This is a genomic window from Nitrosomonas oligotropha, from assembly GCF_900106555.1.
GTDB classification, from domain to species: Bacteria; Pseudomonadota; Gammaproteobacteria; order Burkholderiales; family Nitrosomonadaceae; genus Nitrosomonas; species Nitrosomonas oligotropha_A.
In genome coordinates this window covers 244,149-265,490 of the sequence record NZ_FNOE01000001.1, presented here as the reverse complement: position 1 = coordinate 265,490, position 21,342 = coordinate 244,149, and the positions used below count along the sequence as shown (strand labels likewise).

General features: G+C 49.8%; 23 protein-coding genes and 2 pseudogenes. 15 read left to right on the top strand and 10 right to left on the bottom strand.

Annotated elements, in window-relative coordinates:
- Positions 1–257: 257 nt before the first annotated feature.
- The 10 genes and pseudogenes from BLU57_RS16810 to BLU57_RS01255 form a co-directional block, all read left to right on the top strand.
- Positions 258–374 (top strand): annotated as a pseudogene (locus BLU57_RS16810) (hypothetical protein); the annotation flags it as partial.
- A gap of 35 nt (positions 375–409) precedes the next feature.
- Entirely contained in the window at positions 410–661 is a 252-nt protein-coding gene (locus BLU57_RS16200; protein WP_218131616.1) for a nucleotidyltransferase substrate binding protein, read from the top strand.
- A gap of 13 nt (positions 662–674) precedes the next feature.
- Positions 675–980, top strand: a complete 306-nt coding sequence (locus BLU57_RS01290) for a nucleotidyltransferase family protein (RefSeq protein ID WP_218131615.1) — start codon at positions 675–677, stop codon at positions 978–980.
- Positions 981–1,035: 55 nt separating this feature from the next.
- Entirely contained in the window at positions 1,036–2,193 is a 1,158-nt protein-coding gene (locus BLU57_RS01285; protein ID WP_090315190.1) for a cysteine desulfurase family protein, read from the top strand.
- 86 nt (positions 2,194–2,279) lie between these two features.
- Positions 2,280–3,038: a phosphocholine cytidylyltransferase family protein gene (locus tag BLU57_RS01280; protein WP_090315188.1), complete on the top strand. Its 759-nt coding sequence runs from the start codon at positions 2,280–2,282 to the stop codon at positions 3,036–3,038.
- Entirely contained in the window at positions 3,035–3,487 is a 453-nt protein-coding gene (locus tag BLU57_RS01275) for an HIT family protein (RefSeq protein ID WP_090315186.1), read from the top strand. The genes BLU57_RS01280 and BLU57_RS01275 overlap by 4 nt, the downstream gene beginning before the upstream one ends.
- 22 nt (positions 3,488–3,509) lie before the next feature.
- Positions 3,510–4,580: a fatty acid desaturase family protein gene (locus tag BLU57_RS01270; RefSeq protein ID WP_090315184.1), complete on the top strand. Its 1,071-nt coding sequence runs from the start codon at positions 3,510–3,512 to the stop codon at positions 4,578–4,580.
- Positions 4,580–5,308 carry a 2,3-bisphosphoglycerate-dependent phosphoglycerate mutase gene (locus BLU57_RS01265; protein ID WP_090315182.1) on the top strand — a complete coding sequence of 243 codons (729 nt, stop codon included), beginning with the start codon at positions 4,580–4,582 and terminating at the stop codon, positions 5,306–5,308. The genes BLU57_RS01270 and BLU57_RS01265 overlap by 1 nt, the downstream gene beginning before the upstream one ends.
- A 15-nt stretch (positions 5,309–5,323) precedes the next feature.
- On the top strand, positions 5,324–5,923 hold the full coding sequence (locus tag BLU57_RS01260) for a DNA-deoxyinosine glycosylase (protein ID WP_090315180.1): 600 nt from the start codon (positions 5,324–5,326) through the stop codon (positions 5,921–5,923).
- Positions 5,924–6,201: 278 nt separating this feature from the next.
- Positions 6,202–7,230 (top strand): VanZ family protein, encoded by a 1,029-nt coding sequence (locus tag BLU57_RS01255; RefSeq protein ID WP_090315177.1) that lies wholly within the window; start codon positions 6,202–6,204, stop codon positions 7,228–7,230.
- Positions 7,231–7,275: 45 nt separating this feature from the next.
- On the opposite strand, the gene BLU57_RS01250 is transcribed toward BLU57_RS01255, so the two are convergent.
- The 5 genes from BLU57_RS01250 to BLU57_RS01230 form a co-directional block, all read right to left on the bottom strand.
- A complete protein-coding gene (locus BLU57_RS01250; RefSeq protein ID WP_090315175.1) occupies positions 7,276–8,733 on the bottom strand; it encodes a DUF4139 domain-containing protein in 1,458 nt (485 codons plus the stop codon).
- Between the two features lie 33 nt (positions 8,734–8,766).
- The gene (locus tag BLU57_RS01245) at positions 8,767–9,126 is read right to left on the bottom strand and encodes a DUF3135 domain-containing protein (protein WP_090315173.1); all 360 of its coding nucleotides are present in this window, start codon (positions 9,124–9,126) and stop codon (positions 8,767–8,769) included.
- A gap of 256 nt (positions 9,127–9,382) precedes the next feature.
- Positions 9,383–10,657 (bottom strand): methyl-accepting chemotaxis protein, encoded by a 1,275-nt coding sequence (locus tag BLU57_RS01240; RefSeq protein ID WP_176776337.1) that lies wholly within the window; start codon positions 10,655–10,657, stop codon positions 9,383–9,385.
- Positions 10,650–10,859 carry a PAS domain-containing protein gene (locus tag BLU57_RS01235; protein WP_176776336.1) on the bottom strand — a complete coding sequence of 70 codons (210 nt, stop codon included), beginning with the start codon at positions 10,857–10,859 and terminating at the stop codon, positions 10,650–10,652. The genes BLU57_RS01240 and BLU57_RS01235 overlap by 8 nt, the downstream gene beginning before the upstream one ends.
- Positions 10,860–11,122: 263 nt before the next feature.
- On the bottom strand, positions 11,123–11,590 hold the full coding sequence (locus tag BLU57_RS01230) for a YbaN family protein (RefSeq protein WP_256206028.1): 468 nt from the start codon (positions 11,588–11,590) through the stop codon (positions 11,123–11,125).
- Positions 11,591–11,762: 172 nt separating this feature from the next.
- Between BLU57_RS01230 and BLU57_RS01225 the strand changes: the two genes are divergently transcribed.
- From BLU57_RS01225 to BLU57_RS01210, 4 genes are all read left to right on the top strand, one after another.
- Positions 11,763–12,215 (top strand): FKBP-type peptidyl-prolyl cis-trans isomerase, encoded by a 453-nt coding sequence (locus BLU57_RS01225; protein WP_090315301.1) that lies wholly within the window; start codon positions 11,763–11,765, stop codon positions 12,213–12,215.
- Positions 12,216–12,394: 179 nt separating this feature from the next.
- Positions 12,395–15,601 (top strand): DUF748 domain-containing protein, encoded by a 3,207-nt coding sequence (locus BLU57_RS01220; RefSeq protein WP_090315167.1) that lies wholly within the window; start codon positions 12,395–12,397, stop codon positions 15,599–15,601.
- Positions 15,602–15,673: 72 nt separating this feature from the next.
- A complete protein-coding gene (locus BLU57_RS01215; RefSeq protein WP_090315165.1) occupies positions 15,674–16,186 on the top strand; it encodes a DUF2141 domain-containing protein in 513 nt (170 codons plus the stop codon).
- Positions 16,187–16,196: 10 nt separating this feature from the next.
- A complete protein-coding gene (locus BLU57_RS01210) occupies positions 16,197–17,015 on the top strand; it encodes an alpha/beta hydrolase (protein ID WP_256206029.1) in 819 nt (272 codons plus the stop codon).
- A 20-nt stretch (positions 17,016–17,035) separates the two neighbouring features.
- Here BLU57_RS01210 and BLU57_RS01205 read toward each other — a convergent pair whose 3' ends face one another.
- A complete protein-coding gene (locus BLU57_RS01205; protein WP_176776335.1) occupies positions 17,036–17,581 on the bottom strand; it encodes a hypothetical protein in 546 nt (181 codons plus the stop codon).
- Between the two features lie 211 nt (positions 17,582–17,792).
- Here BLU57_RS01205 and BLU57_RS01200 point away from each other — a divergent pair, with 211 nt between their 5' ends.
- The gene (locus tag BLU57_RS01200; RefSeq protein ID WP_090315163.1) at positions 17,793–18,320 is read left to right on the top strand and encodes a CinA family protein; all 528 of its coding nucleotides are present in this window, start codon (positions 17,793–17,795) and stop codon (positions 18,318–18,320) included.
- Positions 18,321–18,338: 18 nt separating this feature from the next.
- On the opposite strand, the gene BLU57_RS01195 is transcribed toward BLU57_RS01200, so the two are convergent.
- The 4 genes and pseudogenes from BLU57_RS01195 to BLU57_RS01185 all read right to left on the bottom strand — a co-directional run bounded on the left by BLU57_RS01195 (position 18,339) and on the right by BLU57_RS01185 (position 21,278).
- Positions 18,339–18,956, bottom strand: coding sequence for a YqhA family protein (locus BLU57_RS01195; RefSeq protein WP_090315161.1), 618 nt, complete (start codon positions 18,954–18,956; stop codon positions 18,339–18,341).
- A 212-nt stretch (positions 18,957–19,168) separates the two neighbouring features.
- Positions 19,169–19,303, bottom strand: a pseudogene (locus BLU57_RS16805) (integrase core domain-containing protein); the annotation flags it as partial.
- Positions 19,304–19,642: 339 nt separating this feature from the next.
- Positions 19,643–19,843, bottom strand: coding sequence for a helix-turn-helix domain-containing protein (locus BLU57_RS16800; protein WP_218131614.1), 201 nt, complete (start codon positions 19,841–19,843; stop codon positions 19,643–19,645).
- Positions 19,844–20,060: 217 nt separating this feature from the next.
- Entirely contained in the window at positions 20,061–21,278 is a 1,218-nt protein-coding gene (locus BLU57_RS01185) for an NnrS family protein (RefSeq protein ID WP_256206030.1), read from the bottom strand.
- Positions 21,279–21,342: the final 64 nt, after the last annotated feature.

Genomic DNA, 21,342 nt, shown 5'->3' with positions numbered 1-21,342 from the left:
CGAGGATGTAATATACCTTGCTTCAAGGAATCAAACTAAAGCTATAGTGCAAAAATTTAAGTCAAAATATTTTTTATCTACATGAGAAAATCTTATTAATTTTTATCCCTTGTTTAAAGGTCAGATATTTTGAATGTGAAAGTCACACCTATTGTTAGTTTTCCTCTTGTTTTCTTGAATTCACCCCCCCTCAACTGCCACCATTTTTTCCTCTGGATATTCGCTTATAATCCATCATCTCATCCGGTTTACACCCCATGATCGACTACCAATACTTGCAGAAATCGCTCAATCATTTGCAAGCGCAATTTCTAAACTACCAATCGCTGGATCCGGCATTGCCGAAGCTGATGCAGGAGGCGGTCGCGGAGTCGGTGATTCAGCGCTTTGAAGTGTGTTATGACTGCTTGTGGAAAGTGTTGAAGCGCTACTGGTTGAAGTATTGGGTATTCCGGAAGTGCCGAACAGTCCGAAGCCGATTTTCCGGTTGGCAGCTGAAAACAACCTGCTGCCTTCCGCTGTTGAGCGATGGCTGGATTATGCCGAAGCGCGCACTCATACCACACACGATTACAGCGGCGAAAAAGCCAAAGCGTGTTTGTCGCTGATGGGTGATTTTATTCGCGATGCCACTGCGCTCTATCAGTCGCTGAGCAAATAAGACGACAATGCAAATGCTTGATATTACGCCGGATCAGCGCAAAATCCTGCTCGATCTGCTGAATGATTATCTGCCGGATGTAACGGTTTGGGCTTACGGTTCGCGTATCAAAGCAACGGCACGCTCGCAATCCGATTTGGATTTGGCGGTTTTTGCAGCTGCGGAGCAAAAGCGAGCTGTCGCCGCTTTGAAAGAAGCATTGGAAGAAAGTCAGCTGCCGTTTCGGGTCGATCTATTTGTCTGGGATGAAATCCCGGCACAGTTTCGCGAAAACATTCAGCAGTCACATGTGGTTTTGGTCAATGCGCGTTCGTCATAGCATCCTCATTAAGGTTTATCATTCGGTTTTTACCAATTAACTGTCCACGAGATTCATGGAACCCATTTACTTCGACCACAATGCCACCACCCGCGTCGACGACGCTGTTTTAGAAGCGATGCTGCCGTATTTCCAACAAGAATTCGGCAACGCATCGAGCCGTCACGGTTACGGCATCGCTGCCCGGCGGGCGATCGACAAGGCGCGCAAGCAGGTGGCGGAGGCGGTCGGGGTGCAACCGGTACAGGTGGTTTTCACCAGCGGCGGTTCGGAAGCGAATAATTTGTTTGTGCGTGGCGCGGTCGATAGTTTGAAACCGGGGAATCTGTTCATCAGCGCGATCGAGCATCCGTGTGTGCTGAAACCGGCGCAAGCGATTGCGCGGCGCGGTTGCGATCCTTGGCCGTTGCAGCAACTGGCGATCAATGCGGACGGGCAAGCCGATATTGCTGCCGCTGCGGCGGCAATGCAAACCAATAAACCGGGATTGGTATCGGTGATGCTGGCGAATAACGAAACCGGCGTGATCCAGGATGTTGCCGCCATTGCCGAGCTGGCGCGTTCGCATGGCGCTTACGTGCACACCGATGCGATTCAGGGATTGGGTAAAATTCCGGTCGATTTTACTGCGCTGAAAGTCCATGCGATGACGTTATCCGCGCATAAAATTTACGGGCCGAAAGGCGCGGCAGCGTTGATCGTCGACAAGCGTTTGCTATTAAAACCGTTGATTTACGGCGGCGGGCACGAAAACGGCTTACGTTCCGGCACCGAGAATGCGCCTGCGATTGTGGGATTTGGTGTGGCGTGCGAATTGGCCGTCGCGCGCTTGGCGGAAACTGCGCAGCACGTTGCCAAGTTGCGTGATCGGCTGGAAGCCGGGTTGACTGGCATGGGCGCGGCGATTTTCGGCGGACAGGCGGCACGCATTCCAAATACCTGTTATTTCGCGCTGCCGGATATCGAGGGCGATACGCTGGTGGTTAAATTGGACAAAGCCGGTTTTGCCGTTGCCGCCGGAGCGGCTTGCTCCAGCGTGAATCCAGGGCAAAGCCATGTGCTGGCGGCGATGCAAATTGATCCGATGCTCGCGCGCTGCGCGGTGCGTGTCAGCCTGGGCCGTGACAACACACTTCAACAAGTGGACGATTTTTTGCGCGCCACGCAACGCATTGTTGCAGAATTGCGCCAGATCAACAGTCTCTCCTTCTAAAAATACCTCGCTAAATCCAAACTTGGTTACAATGCAGCGTCGCTATTATCGCTTTGTATACAAAGCTGCCTAAAATCCATTCATTTATGACGAATCAAACCACAAAGCCAGTCAAAGCCATCATCCTGAGCGCAGGGCAGGGACGGCGCTTACTGCCGCTGACCGAGAACACCCCGAAATGCCTGCTGCCGGTTGCCGGCAAACCCGTGCTGGCTTGGCAAATTGACGCTTTGCTCGCGGCCGGTGTCGAAGAGGTCACCATTATCACGGGTTTCCAGGTGGCGCAGATTGAGGAGTTACTGCAACAACGGCACGCTCATCATCCCAAGATCAAAATCCTGTTCAATCCCTTTTACGAAGTGGCGGATAATCTGGCGAGCTGCTGGATTGCGCGCACCGAAATGGATAGCGATTTTTTGATATTGAACGGCGATACCGTGATCGAAACCGCGTTGCTGGATAAAGTCTTGAATTCAGAATTCGCGCCCATTACACTGAGCGTGGATTTTAAGGATAGCTACGACGCCGACGATATGAAAGTACAATTGAACGCCGATGGCTGGGTGCAGCAAGTGAGCAAAATCGTGCCGCCGCATCAGGTCAACGCGGAATCCATCGGGCTGATTTATTTTCGCGGCAATGGTGTGCCACTATTCCGGCAAGCCGTGGAAGAAGCATTGCGTCATCCGGCGGAGCTGAAATCGTGGTATTTGTCGATTATCGATCGCCTGGCCAAAGAACATTTAGTGAACTCCTGCTCGATCAACGGATTTCGCTGGTGTGAAATCGATTTTATCGAGGATTTAGCCAGAGCCGGTATCATCTTTGACGAGAACGCATCATGATCAGCGCCACCGAGCCAGAGCTGAATGCCACCATGCGCAAGTTTGGCGCGCCGCAAACGATTATCTGGTCGTTTCAATACTGGTCGGTATTACTGCGTCCCGCACAGGCGACACTAGGCGCTCTAGTTCTGGCCGCGCATGAACCGGCACAGGCCTTTTCGCAGCTGAGTCCGGCCAGCTTCGCGGAACTGCACAGCATCACCGGGCAAATTGAATCGGCACTGGCGAAAGCCTTCCACTATGACAAAATCAATTATTTGATGTTGATGATGGTCGACCCCGATGTGCACTTTCATGTGATTCCACGGTATGCACAACCGAAGCCGTTTGCCGGGATGGAATTTATCGACGCGGGCTGGCCCGCCATGCCGAACCTGGGGCAAGTCAACATCACCGATGCAACGATCAATCAGCACATCATGAATCACCTTCAATCCTGCTGGTCTTAAGCGAAACTAAGCGAGACGACACGTGACCGAAGAAAAAGTCCCTTACATCAAAGAATTTCCACTGCGTGAAGCGCATCATCTGGTACGCGACCTGATGACGCCGAAGCCATGGATTTACTGGACGGATTTTCTGTTTCACATCACGCTGGGCTGGGCGGCTTTTTTTACCGCGCTGTTTTCACCGTTTTTCTCGCTCTGGCAACTGGGCGGATTCATCGTCGCTGTACTTGCCTTGTACCGTTCGGCGATTTTTGTACATGAGCTGGCACATTTAAAGAAGGGTACATTCAAGAACTTCCGTCTGGTGTGGAATATCATCTGCGGCATTCCGTTCATGATTCCGTCGTTCACCTACGATGGCGTGCATAACGACCATCACAAACCGGATGTGTACGGCACCAGCGCGGATGGCGAGTACCTGCCGTTTGCGACGCATAAACCGGCGGAAATGGTGGTTTATGTGTTGCTGTCTTTTTTGATTCCAATTGTACTGGCTGCGCGCTTCGTGCTGTTGACGCCGGTTTCGTATCTGATTCCGCCATTGCGCAAAATCGTCTGGGAACGCGCATCATCATTGACGATTGACCCCACTTACAGGCGCGCGCCGGATGCGGTCCGCAACGATCTCAATTGGCGCCAGCAAGAACTCGGTGCTTTCCTGTTCGGCGCGAGCGTCATCGCACTGGTTGTATTGGGTGTGCTTCCTTATTCGTTGCTGGTGTTGTGGTACCTCACCGCAGTCGCCGTGTTCATTCTCAATTCGCTGCGCACATTGGCGGCGCATGCTTACCGCAATCCAGGCGATCGCAAAATGACATTGGCCGAACAATACCTGGATTCGGTCAATATTCCCGGCAATGTTCTGATCACGCCGCTATGGGCGCCGGTCGGCTTGCGTTTTCACGCTACGCATCACTTGTTCATGAGCATGCCGTATCACAACCTCGGTAAAGCGCAACGCCGCTTAGTCAATAACCTGACCGATAATTCGCAATACATCAAAACCATCCGCAGCGGTTTATGGCCAGCACTCAAACAAATTTGGCACGAATCCTCCGAAGCCGCCAAAACGTCACCGCAACAAAACGGCTAATGCTGAAAGCCATCCCAACGGTACAAAACGCCCAGCAACGCATCACCCAGCTTGTCTTGCTGCGACACGGACAGAGCATCTGGAATCGCGACAAGAAATTCACCGGCTGGAGCGATATTCCGTTGAGCGCGAAAGGCGAGCAGGAAGCGGAACAAGCCGCTTATTTACTAAAGCAGGCCGGTCTTACCTTCGATCTATGTTTTACCTCCTCCTTGCAGCGCGCAAAAACCACCGCGCGGATTGTGCTCTCCGCCATGCAACTGGATCTACCGGTGCATGAAAGCTGGCGTTTGAACGAGCGCCATTACGGCGCGCTGGAAGGCATGGAACGCTGGCCAGCCATCAAGAAGTTCGGTATCTGGCCAATTCTGGGCTGCCAAATCAAATTTGATGCAACACCGCCGTATCTGGATGCACACGATCCCCGCTTTCCCGGCAATCTACCGGGTTACGCCGGTATCGATAAAAATGAGCTGCCGCTCGCAGAAAGCATGCAAAACACCCTGGCGCGGGTAAAACCCTATTGGGAAGAAACCATTCAACCGGAAATTCAGCACGGAAAACGTGCCCTGATAGTTTCCCATCGCAATACCTTGCGCGTAGTCACGATGCTGCTGGAACATCTCACTCCCGGGCAAGTGATGAAAACAAGATTGGCTACCGGCCGACCGCTGGTTTACGAACTGGATCAGCAAGGTCACGCCGTGCGGCATTATTACGTCGACTAACCGGCTGCAAAAGGCATGCCGACCGTTTATAGTTTTCCTCCCATCGCCGGCAGCGAGGCGAGAATTCTGATCCTCGGCAGCATGCCGGGCGAAGCATCATTAGTCGCCAACCAGTATTACGCCCACCGCCGCAATGCTTTTTGGCCGATCATGGCGCAACTGCTACAAATCGATGTGGAAGCTTCGTATCAGGAAAAAATTGCCGCGCTGCGATCATCGCCGATCGCACTGTGGGATGTGCTCAAATCGTGCAAGCGCAACGGCAGCCTGGATTCGATGATTGAAACCGGCACGCAAATCAACAATGACTTCCAGTCCTTTTTTTCCGCACACCGCGCCATCACGCAGGTATTTTTTAACGGCGGAACAGCGGAAGCTTGTTTTAAACACTATGTATTGCCCGCCCATAACTTGGGATTGCTCAAACTCTCACGATTACCTTCCACAAGCCCCGCCAATGCCCGTTTATCATTTGACGATAAATGCGGAATCTGGCACGAAACGATTGGCTCAGCATTGCGTTCCTGCCATCCCATGCCAAAAATAAAGCAGACGCTTGACGGCGAAGCCCGGGATGCGTTTTACTTATGCACTGGTAGCACGGAACAAAAATGATTAATCAATATTCGACTGAAAGGAATGCACGCGATGAAAAAACTCATTGTCATTGTCCTCGTTATTTTTGCCGCTGGATACGTTAGCTTGATGGTCCAGTATTTTTAGAAATCCATAGCGGTTGATGGCGAAAACCGCCTTATCTTAAGGCATGCGATGCGAAACAAAGCCCGCACGGAATGATCCGGCAATACGAAGGAACAAGTTTTTTGATCTCTTTTCCTGAATACGGAAACGGACTGGATCTTTCTATCCGGTTGCGCGCAGCGGGCTGACGTATGCCTTTGTTCAAAACAAATTGCTTTTTATTCATACTTCTGGCCATTGCCACCCTGATAACCCACGCCAGATTTGAACAGTATGTGCAAATTGGTCCCGAGCTTCAGACCGCCAATTGGAAGTTCCGGACCACGGAAAGCAGCCGGGTCGAGGTCACGGAAAATGGCTTGAGCCTGTTTTCCAGCGATGCCAAAACCGGCGCCAGCGCGCTCCAGCAACTTCCAATGGTAAAACCCGGCACTGTCTTATTAGTATCCGCTGATATGCGCTGCACCAATGTGATGGCAGGCATACCCCCCTGGAACTCCGCCCGGCTTCTATTGGCACAAAATGATGGCAAGAAAGACCGCTGGGATCTGCCCCACGCGGCGATTGCCCTGACAGGAACCCACGACTGGAAAAATTACCGCAAGGTTTTCACCATCGCACCCGGAATCCAAAACATCTGGCTAACCGCACAATTGAGCCAATCCACCGGCTCGCTGCAGATTAAAAATATGCGGGTTTATCCGGTTTACGAAAATCCGGATTATAAATGGGTTCGCGATATCATTCTGTTGGCTTGGGGTGGATATTTCCTGCTGTTTACCGGTTCATTTCTGTTCATGGACAAGAAAAACATTCTCGCCCGCTTCCTGCTGGTTTCCGCTTTTACTGCCATCATTGCCGGGACAACCCTGCCAGGCGATATGAAGAACCAGGTCTCCAACGAAGTTAAAATTCAAATCGACGCCGAAAGTGAATCTTTTAAAACAGTCATTCCTTGGGATTTATCCAAAGTCTGGCATCTCGGTTTCTTTTTCCTGTTCGGTCTAATTCTCAGCGTGATGATGAAAAAAGAGCTCATCCTGCAAACGATCACGATTATTCTTCTACTGGCTGGTGGCACAGAAATCGCGCAACTGTTTATTGAAGGGCGAACTCCGTTAGTGAGCGACTTCTTTATTGATGCGGCGGGAGGAGTAACCGGTATGATTTTGATCAGGGCATTTGTTTCAAATCAACATGAAAACAAAGCCGCTGCATAATGATTCTTGAACAGCGGAAAATTTTTAACCGCTAAAAACCCGTCATCAGAACCTGACCTGGACGCGATACTTCAGCGTAACTGCGCTTTCCGCTGGAATAGCGACTTGCCATACGGCTGTGTTACTGGCTGGTTTATGGTGCGGCTGGCTTTCTTCGATTATTTTCCAGTCGCCCGGTATGGGTTCTTGCACAGTGACCGTAGCCATTTCTTTTTTGGCATTTTTGAGCGTGATTTCGTAAGCGCTTTCAAAACGGTTAATGCCATTGTTCCCTATGCTTAATTGCTTAAAATCGGTTTGTTTTTTATCCGCTGTGACATCAAAAGACTGTCCCAGCTTTACCCGCACGATCTCGTTCTTCGGTGTGTGATCTATGCGATCTTCACCGACGAACTGGGCATTTCCGGCTTTATCGCGTTTATAGGCGCGTAAAATACCTTTGGGCAGCGGCATGCCTAACCGGGCCGATTCTTTATTATCAAACTGCATGAACACGCTCACTTTCAGTTTCTGTCCCAGATCACCATAACCGGAAGCGTAGTAATAATCGCTGCCCGCCAGCACCAGCTCTTTTCGGGCAGGCACGCCGGAGGCATTCAGCAGCGCGACTTGCTTGGTTTGGTTCTCGGCGATCGTCGTTAACCGATCCAGGTTATAGAGATGATATTCCATCAGCGATTCCTGGCGCATCGGTTCGACAGCGCTATCCGCCGCCATTTTGGCTCGCATCGCTACCGGTGCCGCGAATTCTTGCTGCACCCGGTTGATATCACCGGCCACCAATTGCAGCTTCGCATTAACATAACGAGTACCGCTGGTATTCGTCAGCGTTACCCAGCCGGATAAATCCAGTTGATCATCCGCATCATTCAGTTCAGCGACATAGTCTGCTTTCCAAGCCAGACCACCGGTTAAATAACTCAGTTCCAACGCTTGCGCTGTGTGGCCATGATGAATTCCCTCGATCACTAGCGTGGGGCGATCGCGCAAGTTGCCGGGCACATTCTCGAAGGTGATACGTCCCGGCAGTCCGGTTTCAATACGATCGGCCATTTTGAGCACCACACCCTCAGTAGCGGCCAGCACCAGTGCGCTCTCTTTGCTCTCAACACCGGTAGCCGGATTGATTTTAACGACCGACACTGTTTGACCGACGTATTTATTCAGCAGGCTTTGCGGCGTGAGCAAATCGAAATTGAAGTTTTGCTCGGCAATTGTAATGCTACCCGGATTGGTGACACTCCTTAACAACGCCGTTTCAGGCCGCATAAGCGCGCTGACATCGCGCCAGGCCAGATTAAAATCACCCTTGGCCAAGGAAACATTCCGCACATCTTTTATCAGTGCTAAGTCACTGTTATAGATAGTTACTGCCACCGCTTTCTGATCATTCAGCGTGCTCAGCCGCTCGTCAGCACCGGCCATGACCGCACCCTGGCCAAACGATAGAATGCAGCTTGTAATTAACAACACAGGATAAAAAGCGCGGCGCGTTGTACGCATTGAATTCCCCTATTGAAGAAGCTTAAAGCGGGTTTACTTGCCGGATTTAGGCCGTTCAAACGACAAGACTTTACCGGCGGGAGCTTGTTCCAAAGTATGCAGTATTTTTTTAGGTTCCTGAAGCGCTTTGAACAAACCCGTTTCTCCCAGCACATTGGCCCACATTTTCTGCGAAATCAGTAAACAGGCAGCCATCGGGTTGCCGGCCTGCTTGCGAATTTGATCAACTTGCCATTGCAGGCCTGTCATGCGCGGTTTGAGATGATCCGGTGCTTGCGCAATCAATTCATTGATCATGTCCTGGCGCATGGCTTCAAACTTCTCAGGTTCCTCGCGAGCAATCCTGGACCACTGGTCAAAATCAAAATCCGGTATTTTTTCTTTTTCATCCATGAAAATATTTTAGCACTTTGATATCAGAGCGGATGAGCGATGTGCTGACAATCAATGCAAATTGTGGCAACTAAAATGCATTATTCCACGCTCTGATCCAATTATATCCTGATGCTACGGACAAAAAATTTGGATTCAGGAGCTATAGCGCTCAGTCAAATCCCACGCGGAGTTATTTTCCTGTAATCAATAAAAAAGCCGGAATCAGCTGCGCGTCAATTCCGGCTTTTTGGATAATCCAATCTTATTGGCTTTGTTACTTAAATTGATCCGCCAAACCAGAGATTATTTTGACTTTATCAGTCATCGCACGACTGGGCGATGATAATTTCTCTACTAATTGTCCATTCTGCTGCGTTACCTCATCGATTTGTGAGATTGCTTGGTTAATCTGCTCAATGCCATTGGCTTGTTCAATTGATGATTGAGAAATTTCACCGACAATATCGGAAATTTTCTTGACACTCTCCGTGATCGTTTTTAACGAATCAGCCGATTGATTTACCAACTGAGTACCATTTTCCACTTTGGAAACACTATCGTTAATAAGCGCTTTGATTTGTTTTGCCGATTCGGCACTGCGGCCAGCCAGACTACGCACTTCATTAGCCACCACAGCAAAACCGCGCCCTTGTTCCCCAGCACGGGCAGCTTCCACTGCCGCATTCAACGCCAGCAAATTGGTTTGGAATGCAATTTCATCAATCACATTGGTAATGTCGGCAATTTTCTTGCTGCTTTCGTTAATCTGCGACATTGCTTGCATTGTGCTTGACACCACCAAGCCGCTTTTCTCAGCTTGTTTGCGCGCTTCCATAACCAGAACATTGGCTTGTTTAGCATTATCGGCATTTTGCTGCACGGTCGAGGTGATTTCTTCCATACTGGATGCCGTTTCTTCCAGACTGGAAGCTTGATTTTCCGTACGGCTTGACAGATCCACGCTACCCGTTGCTATTTCAGAAGCAGCATTTTCCAATACTTCAGATGACTCTTTGACACGGCCAATTGCAGTACGGAGTTTCGCCGTTTGGAATATCTGCGCATATTCCAATTGGCCCAGTTCATCGGTTCTACCTGTATAGATATAACGTGCTACAGGATCATTAGCAATTTTTTCTGATTTTGCAGCAAGTGCCCGGAGCGGGCTCAACATTTGGTGAATCACGGTAAAACTGATCAAACTGCCAACCGTACAACCTGCTAAAGCAAAAAGTAACGAAATTTGCTCAGCCAGCACTAATCCAGTGAAAAGCAGTGCAAAAACACCCGTCACAGCCAATGCGATTTTGGCGGATAAACCGATTGGGAATCGAGTTAATTTAACCGCATCCAGCTTTGAACGCCGTTTATCATCGGCAGATTTTTTTGACATGATCTTGGTGTACAAAGCATCTGCACGATCAACCCAGACTTTTTCCGGTTTTACCCTGACTGACTGATAACCGACAATATTGCCTTCTTTGTAGAGCGGGCTGGCAAAGGCATCCACCCAATAGTGATCGCCATTCTTGTTGCGGTTTTTAACCATGCCCATCCAGGGTACCGGCTTTCAACGACTCCCATAACATTGCATACGCTTCCGGCGGCACGTCGGGATGGCGGATGATATTATGATTCTTATGTTCGAGTTCTTCCCACGTATAACCACTCATTCGGATAAAGTCTTCATTAGCCGACGTGAGCGCTCCCTTTAAATTTGTCGTAGAAATTATTTCACAATCATTATTCATTCCCATATCACGTTGGGTAACGGGTTCATTAATTCTCATTGCATCCGCTCATTGAAATAAGTAAGAGTTTTCTTACGTAAATAATTGATATAACTTTAGCTCGATTTGTTACATCAACCAAGGTCAGAAAAATCCATATCTAACAAATGATTACAAAACTATAATCATTTCATTGAGATTTATTCACATCACCGATGAGGAAATTGATGGCAAGCATTTAATGCTTAAATGAAATCTTAAATTCAGAACTCCGTCATTGCAATTCAGACCTTTCTAACCGGAATCCGCCAAATGTAAAAGGCCAGTATGCTGCCGATTACAACCAGCATTATTTTCTGCCATAGTTCAGGCACAATCAGAATTGAACTGCCAAATGACAATGTCATCAAAAAATACACCCAACGTTTAACACGCTGCGGAATGCTGCGATAGAGAGTCCATTCACGAATGATCGGTCCGGCAATCCGGTTTTCCAGCAATTTTCGATGAAAGTACTCGGAGCCGCGTGCAAAACAGGCCGCCGCCAGTAACACAAACGGCGTCGTTGGTAATACCGGCAAAATTGCCCCTAATACGGCCAGAAATAACGCCACAAAGCCAGCGCCCAGATACATGGCGCGCACCACCGGCGAATCATGCAAGCATAATAAATCGGCCGCTTGTTGCTCCACTAGCGGCTGCTCGTTCCGGCTGGTTTCACGTTGTTCGGGTAAGTGCATATTGGATGTCATAAAGAAAAAAGCTGTTACCGTAAAAAATACTGCACACTATGTGCTTTGATCAAACCCTGGTAAAAACGATCCCTTCAAGCAGCCAGTGATAAAAAGAATTGATGTTACCAGTTATAATATACAAGCGTTAATTGCTAAAATTAGCCGGATTTTATTTATTCTCGAGGAAACCATGCGTACTATTAAAACACTGTTTCACTTAAGTTTCGTTCTGCTGGCACTGACACTGCTGTCCCAGACTGTCTTCGCTGCATCGTCCGATGGTCCCGCGTTTCAAAAAATCGATACCAAAACAGGCGCCGGCGAAGAAGCGGAAATTGGCAAAACCGTCAGCGTACATTATACCGGCTGGCTTTACGATGAAAGCGCGCCCGACAAAAAAGGCAAGAAATTCGATAGCTCCTATGATCGTAAGGAACATTTTTCTTTCATGCTCGGTGCAGGACGTGTGATCAAAGGCTGGGATCAAGGTGTTCAAGGCATGAAAGTCGGCGGACAGCGCACGCTCATTATTCCGTCCTCAATGGCTTATGGCTCGCGCGGTGCTGGCAACGTCATTCCTCCGGATGCAACCTTGATATTTGACGTCGAACTCATCAGTCTGAAAGCAGGCGCGTATCATTAACATAAGCCGTTTATCCGGTTCCGGTAAATTTCGTAAATTGAGCGATCAGATTGATTCTGCAATAGTTTCTGAGCAGCTCAATTTACCCCCGGTTAGAAATTTATATCATCAACATCATATCCATCTAAAATGTTTTGAACACTTCGCTAACTCGCTGTAGAAATTGACAGGGCATCGCTATGACTCCGACCTCGCAGCAACGTGTTATTCGATACAAACGGCTGGGCATTATCCTCGGCGTAATTGCGGTTCTGTTTGCCGTATTAGCTGCGCTTGGCACCTACTGGCTGCCCGGTTATGCCAAATCGCAGCTCGAAATCCGCCTTTCAGAAATTCTGCAACGCCCGGTAACGGTTGCATCGATTGAACTAAAACCGCGCACGCTCGAGTTGAACATACAGGGTTTCCGCATTGACGAGAAAGCGGATAACACTGAAAAAAACACGGCTCTTTTTTCCTTCAACACGCTGCACATCGGTCTCAGCTTGGAATCGCTCAAGCAACGCGCCGCTGTGGTTTCGTCCATCACCCTGACAGAACCGCAACTGCATCTGGTGCGGAAAAGCAAAGATCAGTTGAATATCTCCGATTTACTGGAACGGTTCAATCAACCGGCGGAACCGGAGGATACTGCAAATAAAACCGTTATTCCTTTTTCAATCAGCAATATCGCTATTCAAGGCGGGCGCGTTGAATTTATCGATCAGCACGAACATGCCGAACACAGCATCAGTGAAATCAATTTCGATATTCCAATCGTCGCCAATACCGGCGGTACGCAAAACGACTGGATAGCGCCGCATTTCAGCTCGAAAATTAACGGCGCACTTCTATCACTGGACGGTAAATTGCGTCCTTTTGCCGCCACTCAGGAAGCAACGCTGACTTTTAAGCTGGATAATGCGGATTTAACCCGCTTTGACCGCTATGTCACTTTGCCGGAAGGAATTCGTTTGCTTTCCGGTTTTTACGACAGTAACCTGAATCTCTCTTTCACCCAGGAAGCGGATAAAGAACCGCAAATAGAAGTGACCGGCGCCACTTCGCTGCGGCAGCTCACCCTTAAGAATAGTGCCGTAGCCGCGCCTTATCAGGCGCAATTGAAACATTTGAATATCGCGTTGACCAAAGCCGATCCGACCGGAAAGCAACCTTCGCGGATAAAACTCCATATCGACCAAGCCGCACTGACGCGCGATGGCGAAAAAGAACCGGCGCTATCGCTCGCCAAATTGGCCATTCCTGATATCACCATCAATACCGCGGCACAAAAAATTGCCTTAGGCACCATTACACTGGACGGATTTAACACAACATTACGCCGCGATGCGCAGGGAAATCTCGATCTTTCCCGGCTGTTTGAATCTTCCGGTTCTGCCGAGTCTTCCATGAGCGCACCGGCAGAGCGGGTGCTGATTCCGATTCCTGGCAGAAAACCCGCCCGTCCTGCCAACGCTACCCAAACAGCCGGAAAAGAACCGCAGCAGCAGAAACTCGCGCGCGCGGATAGTGGCAGCAGCGAGAAAAAATCCTCTGCCGGTAAGCCTTGGGTGCCGCACATCAAAAGCATCCAATTCAAATCGGCCAAGCTGCGCTATGAAGATTTGTCGCTCACGAAAGTCACTCCGATGGTTATCGATTCGCTCGATTTGGCGCTGGAAGACATCGATCTTGACGGCGTAGAGCCGCTGCAACTCACGTTACAAGGACAAGTCAATCAACACGGCAGCATCAAAACCAGCGGTGCACTGGCATGGTCGCCGTTGTCAGCGGACTTGCTGCTGAACCTCAATGCGGTTGATCTGGTATCGCTGCAAGGCTGGCTGGGCGACAAACTCACCGCGCTGCTTACCAGCGGTGACATTTCTTTCGCGGGAAATTTCAAGGCCAGCGGCGATCCGTTAAAAATTCAATTGAGCGGTGAAGGAAAACTGGGCAACTTCAATATCTTCGATAGTAAAAATGCCTATGATTTGCTGCGCTGGAAAAAACTGGAAATCGGCCACCTCAACTTCAGCAATGATCCGCTGCTGGTGGATATCAACACACTTTATTTGAGCGATTTCTTTGCGCGCATGATCATTCAGCCGGATGGCACGCTCAATCTGAAACAAATCATTCAAACCGGAAAACCGTCGGAACCGGTCGCATCGATTGCCGCAGCGGCATCCAAGGATCTTGGCGCAACCAGGGCAAAAAGCGAAACACCGGTGCATATCGGCAAGATTTACCTGCAACAAGGCAACATCGATTTCAACGACCGGTTTATTAAACCGAATTACCGCGCCAAGCTGACCGCGCTTGCTGGCCAGGTTGGCCCGCTCAATCCGGGCAAATCAGGAAAAGTCGATATCCGCGGCATGGTCAGCAAGACCGCGCCTTTGCATATTCAAGGAACCATCGATCCGTTCAGTGCCGAATTGCTGCTGGATATCGTTGCACAGGTTAAAGGTATCGATCTGCCGCCATTTAGCCCTTATTCGGGAAAATATATCGGTTACGAAATTGAGAAGGGAAAACTATCGGCTGACGTCAATTACCAGATCGAGAATGGCGCATTGACAGCGGATAACAAGATTTTTATCGATCAATTCACCCTCGGCGGGAAAGTCGAGAGTGAAAATGCAGTATCGCTCCCGCTCGATCTCGCCATCTCGCTGCTTAAGAATCGCCGCGGTGAAATCAATCTTCATCTGCCGCTCAAGGGCTCCATCGACGATCCCGACTTCAATCTCGGCGACATTGTCTTTTCAGCGTTTATCAACATGATCTCCAAGGCGATCACTTCGCCTTTCGCGCTGCTTGGATCGGTATTTGAAGGCGGTGAGGAATTATCCGAGATTTCCTTTACACCCGGCTTTGCGGATATCGAGACTGAATCTGCGCAGCGCCTGGAAACCTTAGCCGGAGTTTTAAAAGACCGCTCATCACTGCAACTGGAAATTTCCGGCCGTGTCGATCCGGATACGGATCACGAAGGACTGAAGCTGGCCATGTTGCAAAACAAAGTCAAAGCGCAGAAATTAGCCGAAGACACCAAAAAAGGCATCGCCAGCGGCGCCATCACGGATATCAAATTGACTCCGCAGGAATACAACAAATATCTTGAAATCGTCTACAAAAAGGAATCTTTCGACAAACCCAAGAACGCCATCGGATTGGCCAAAAGCCTTCCCAGCGCTGAAATGGAACAACTCATTCTGAACCATCTCACAGTTACCGATAGCGACTTGCAAGCATTGGCGGAGAACCGCGCCAACGCTGCACGCAACTGGCTGGTCGAGCATGGCGAGATTTCCAGCGAGCGCATTTTTGTCGTCGGTATCCACGAAACCGGCGAGAGCGCTCAAAAGAAAGGCAGCAAAGCTGAGTTTTCATTGAAATAAGCGTTCGCGCGATGTTCATACTCAACCGCATCCCATTAACTCGCTTCGATAACCATCACTTATTCTGACGCAATGAAAAAACTGACCCCTCTATTTTTTGCAAAATTGCCTCGCCCATTGCTCATCCTCGCGCTGGGCTTTCTGATCGCAACGCCATCCCAGTCCGCCGGAACACTCAATATCAATCCGAAAGATGCGCCTGACACCTGCAATACACGCACCGCTCAGGTCAGGGTGACGGTAAAAAATGTAATAGCCGGTGGTGCTTTAAACATCGAGTTGTACGATGATCCGGATCATTTTCTCTCCAAAAAAGGGCGCAAACGCAAAGTGCGCATCCCGGCAGCCGCAGGGCAGCAAACCGCTTGCATCAATCTTGATCGGACCGGCACTTATGCCGTGGCGGTTTATCAGGACTTGGACGGTGACCGGAAATTAAAAAAGAACTGGAATCTGTTACCGCTCGAACCTTTTGGTTTATCGAACAATCCTGAACAATCTGCCGGTTTTCCCAGATTCAGCGATTCCGCATTTACCACCGGCAAGCTCGGCGCGAATATCGTGATCAATCTGCAGCAGCCTTAATGCGCGTAACATGCTGCGTATGCTGCTCAATCTGCTGATCACGCTGCTTGTCGCGTATGTAGTGATTGTTTTGCTGGTGTATTTTGGCCAATCCCGCCTGGTTTATTTCCCGGAAAAACAGCTCGGTAATACCCCCGGCGCAGTCGGGCTGGATTATAGCTCGGTCCACATCCCTACCAGCGACGGCGAAACATTGCATGGCTGGTGGATGCCCGTGCCGGATGCCAAAGGCACGGTATTGTTCTTTCATGGCAACGCCGGCAATATTTCCCATCGCATCAATTACCTGACCATGTTCAAGCGGCTGGGTTATGACACATTATTGTTCGATTATCGCGGTTATGGCCAGAGCAGCGGCACACCGTCGGAATCCGGCACGTATCTGGATGCAGAAGCAGCTTGGCATTATTTGACTACGACGAAGGAAATTGCGCCCAAGCGGATTGTCCTGTTCGGTGAATCGCTCGGCGGCGCGGTGGCAGCTTGGCTGGCAGCACGGGAAAAACCCGGTTTGCTGGTATTGGCTTCGACCTTTACCTCGGCTCCCGAACTGGCTGGAGAAATCTACCCATTCCTGCCGGTACGGTGGATCAGCCGCTTTGCATACAACACGCTGGCATCGCTACAGTCGGTATCCTGCCCGGTTTTCATCGCGCACAGCCCGCAGGATGACATCGTTCCGTTTCATCATGGCGAGCGGCTATTTCAGACGGCACCCGAACCGAAGCAATTTTTACCGCTGGAAGGCGGTCACAATACCGGTTTCATTTTTATGCAACCGGCGTGGAAAAGAACCTTGGGCGCTTTTATGGATGAACATTTACGCTAGGGTATGTGTTTATCGCGTCATTAATCCCTTTGATTCCCGCGATCATGATCTTTTTTGCCGCGATTTCCGTGATCATCCTTATCGTGATTCTTGTGATCTCCTCGGCCAGGATGATCGCGGTCACCGTGCCGGCCTTGAGAATTTTCCTGCGGATAGCGGCGTGATTCACCGTAGCGTTCACGGTAACGATCTGAATCGCGCCCCTCATCATAGCGGCCCGGACTATCGTATTGTCTGTTTGGATGCATCTGCTGGCTCTGATAATGCGGCAGATAAACATCGTTATACCAGTTACGTTGCACAAAATAGACCGGTTGATAGCAGGCGTTGTAACGATGGCAGTATTTGTCCCATCGTTTAGCATGGCCGGGCGGCACGTACAGATAAACCGGCTGCTGCTGAACAGCGACAGCAGGAGGAATTGCCAAAACAGGATTCGGATAAATCAATTGCGGCACCGGATACTGATTGCCCAGCGTAATTTGACCATAAAACCCGGGCTGGCCAATGCTGATGGTAACCCCAACATCACTTGCCAATACTGGTACCGGAATAACTGAAATCATTATTGCCAGTAAAAAATTTCGCATCTGCATACCTCTTAGTCATGATTGAAATGAAAGCGGCCCTTTTTGCCGTCCAGCTTATCAGGAAACACTTTTGACTAAATAGTACTGCACTCGCCGTAAAAAAGTAAAAAATAAATCCATGCCTAAAAACGATTCGCTTCACCTATAATCATTACGGGAAAATTGCTCTATTTTTCCGTAACGTACGATTCCGGAGCCGAAAATTTCTGATATTGAACACAATATTTATGACCTGGCGGTAAAAACAGGGCAAAACCTTGTTCAGCGCGGCTGGATCCTGGTAACTGCGGAATCCTGCACTGGCGGCTGGGTGGGACAAGCTGTGACGGCGGTGCCGGGCAGCTCGGCTTGGTATGAACGCGGCTATATCACCTACAGCAATGCCGCCAAACGGGAAATGCTCGGGGTGCAACAAGCCACCTTGGACCGGTATGGTGCCGTCTCGCCGCAAACCGCGCAAGAAATGGCCATCGGTGCACTCAACCGCAGCCATGCGCAGATCAGTGTATCGATTACCGGAATCGCCGGACCGGACGGCGGCACAGCAACGAAACCCGTCGGCATGGTGTGCTTCGCTTGGGCGGCTCAGGATGACTTAGTGCAACAAGAAACCCGTTACTTTACCGGCGACCGCGAAGCCGTCCGGCGTCAGGCCGTAGCTACAGCGTTACAGGGTATCTTGCGGATATTGGACAATGCAACGGCTGTAGCCTGAGACAGTAAACGGTTGCGATCAGTGATCGTCCGACTGCAAACTGGTTTGCGTAATAATGCGATCGCAATAGGCGATGGCAAGCGCCGAAAACAAAAACGCCATGTGGATGCCTGTTTGCGCCAGTAATGTCTTTTCGTCATAAGCACCGGCGTTGATAAACGTTTTCAACAAATGAATCGACGAAATACCGATGATCGCCGTGGCCAGTTTCACTTTCAACACCGACGCATTGACATGCGACAACCACTCCGGCTGATCTGGATGTCCTTCCAGATTCATGCGTGAGACGAAAGTCTCATACCCGCCGATAATAACCATGATCAGTAGATTCGAAATCATCACCACGTCGATCAATCCCAGCACGACGAGCATGATGGCCGTTTCGGTCAGCTTGGCCGGTCTTTCCGCACCCTTGATCGTAACGGTATCGAGGATATGCTCCAATGCATTTTTGTTTCCCATCACGGCGCCGATCAGATCGGTCAACTCAACCCAAAAGTGAAACACATACACGCACTGCGCCAACACCAATCCCAGATATAAAGGCAACTGCAACCAGCGGGTGAAGAAAAGAAAATGTGCAATGGCGGGAATTCCCCGCGCTCGTGTTTTCTGAGTGTTATCTTTTTGTTCCATATCTTCTTATGCTGTAAAAAAATGCCGCAAGAATAGCACAGCGGCGGTTAAAAATATCCGGCTTTTTTATAAAAATTGCACCGGGAATTTGATGTTGCAAATCATAAATTTCGATAGCCTGGAACTGCAAACAAGTTACCGGTTTTACTAGCTTGGTAGTTGGAACAGATTATTTAAGAAACCACTGAACAAATCCCGAAGTGTAAGAAATATCAGGGTTGTTTACAGAGAGGTTGATTAAAATAAGCGTTGAGTGTTTCATAAGGGGTTGCATTATTCAAACTCATATGGGGCTTTACGGTATTGTAGAAGTCAATGAAATGGGAAAGCAGAATGCGCCGATCGGCGCTATCTTTAAAGCAAGTTGGCTATGTCGCATATCCATTAGCGTGCGGATGACTCGTTCGGCTTTGCCGTTGGTTTGTGGACGCTTAATACGGGTAAACTTCTGACCGATACGATGTTGCCTGCAAGCTTTGCCGAAAGTATGGTTGTCAGTTCCTTTAAATTCCGTACCGTTATCGGAATAAGCGCAGTCGATCTGATGCAGACATTGGGCAATGACAGTGTCTATGAGAAAGCTAGCTGTGCTGAGTTTTATTGGGAAAATACGGCATACAGCTCCCTGGAGAAGTCATCGATGGCCACAAACAGATATTCGCGAGGTTCATTGGCGGATTGTCCTTTCAACAAGGAAAGTCGCTTGGTATCGAAGTGAACCAGCTCGCCTGGGTAAGACTTGTTATAGCGCTTGGAGTAAATTCCTGGAGTCTCGTGCGTTTCAGGACATCATAAATCGTTGGCCGGCTGACATGGAAGCGTTCCGCCAAATGCGCTACCTTCCACAGCCGGGTTTGATATAGCCGCCAGATTTCCTGGCGATCCAATAAAGTTAATCGGGTGCGTTTATGTATGTTTATTTACAGCATTCTTCCAAATACTATAAACAACGCCAGAAATTCTTACACCAACTAAAAATACTCAAATTTTGGACTCAGATTTAACCTGATCTACTACAGCCCCATAAAAATTTACCCTTGAAGTGTTGCTTCACTGCCAGATACAGTCCGAAATCACACAAAATCACTTATAATTAGCAATTTATCACCCCGCCTTCCCATCCACCCTCGCACGCCAATAAATCGGTGCAAACTTGACCGCCCACAACCCAAAACACGTCAACCAAACCAGCGCCGCCAACACGTAAAACATCGGTGCAATCGCCGGGATGAGGTCGGCCAGAATACGGATCACGGCGGTCGCCTGGAAGCCCAGGAACAGCAGCCAGGTAATGCGGTCGAGTTCCAGTGGCCGCCCGGAGTGGCCGAGGGTGACGCGTGAGGCCATCGCGAGGATCATGCCGGAGAAGAAACCGATGCCGATGGCGTGCAGCGGCGCGAGACCGAACAACAGGCTACCGGAGGCGAAATACACCAGGCTTTGCACGGTGTACAGCAACATGGCGATACCGAACCAGGCAAACGAGACATGCAACACGGCCAGCAGGCTCACTTGGAAGCTGCGCATAAATCCCCAGCGGTACGATAAATACAGCGCGCACCCGGCCAACGGGAAATCTACAATCCACAGATAGGTGGTTAATTCCATCCATTGCAGGCAGCCGTGTGCGGCGATGCAAGCGAGCATCAGCCACAGCATCCAGAACGGCCGCACCATTTCGTAATTGTCGAGCACGCGGCTGGAGAAAAACGGGATCATGCGATGCGAAACGGTCAGTACGATCGGCAGCAGGAAAAACCAGATACCGGCATGGCGGGCAAAATTGAGTACCACCGCACTGTCAGTAACCAGCCAGACCAAATACGCCGCCACGCCCAGCCAGCCCATCAACAGCCCGACGCTGGCGACCTGGGCATGACGCTTGTCTTGCGCCGGTGTCGTGAGCAGAATGCGAAACAGCACGTAAACGGCAATGCTCCACCCGGCCAGCATCAGTTCCACGCCGGTAATGCTGATGACTTTGTGCGTCAGCAAGCCTGCATAAAACAGCACCACGCCCGCCGCCATCAAAGCACAGGTGGCGATATATTCTTGCGGTTTTACCTTTTCACCGTTCATCCAGTTGGGATACGTGGTGAACAGAAAACCGAAAATAAAAAACGGGAAAAAACCATAAATCATCAGGAATGCGTGCGCCCAGGTCGGGACGATGCTCCAAGCGGTCATCGATCCGGCGATTCCGTAACGCCCTGTCAGGTCGAATATCCACCATAATACCGTCAGCACGCCTTGCAACGCGCCTGCCAGAAAGAGGCTGCGATGCGGCGCAGCGGCCAGATGATCGCGAACAGTTTGTAGCATAGTCATTGGGAGTCCTTACAAAATGGTTTTTCTATCATGGATCTAACTATCTCTTTCATTATCC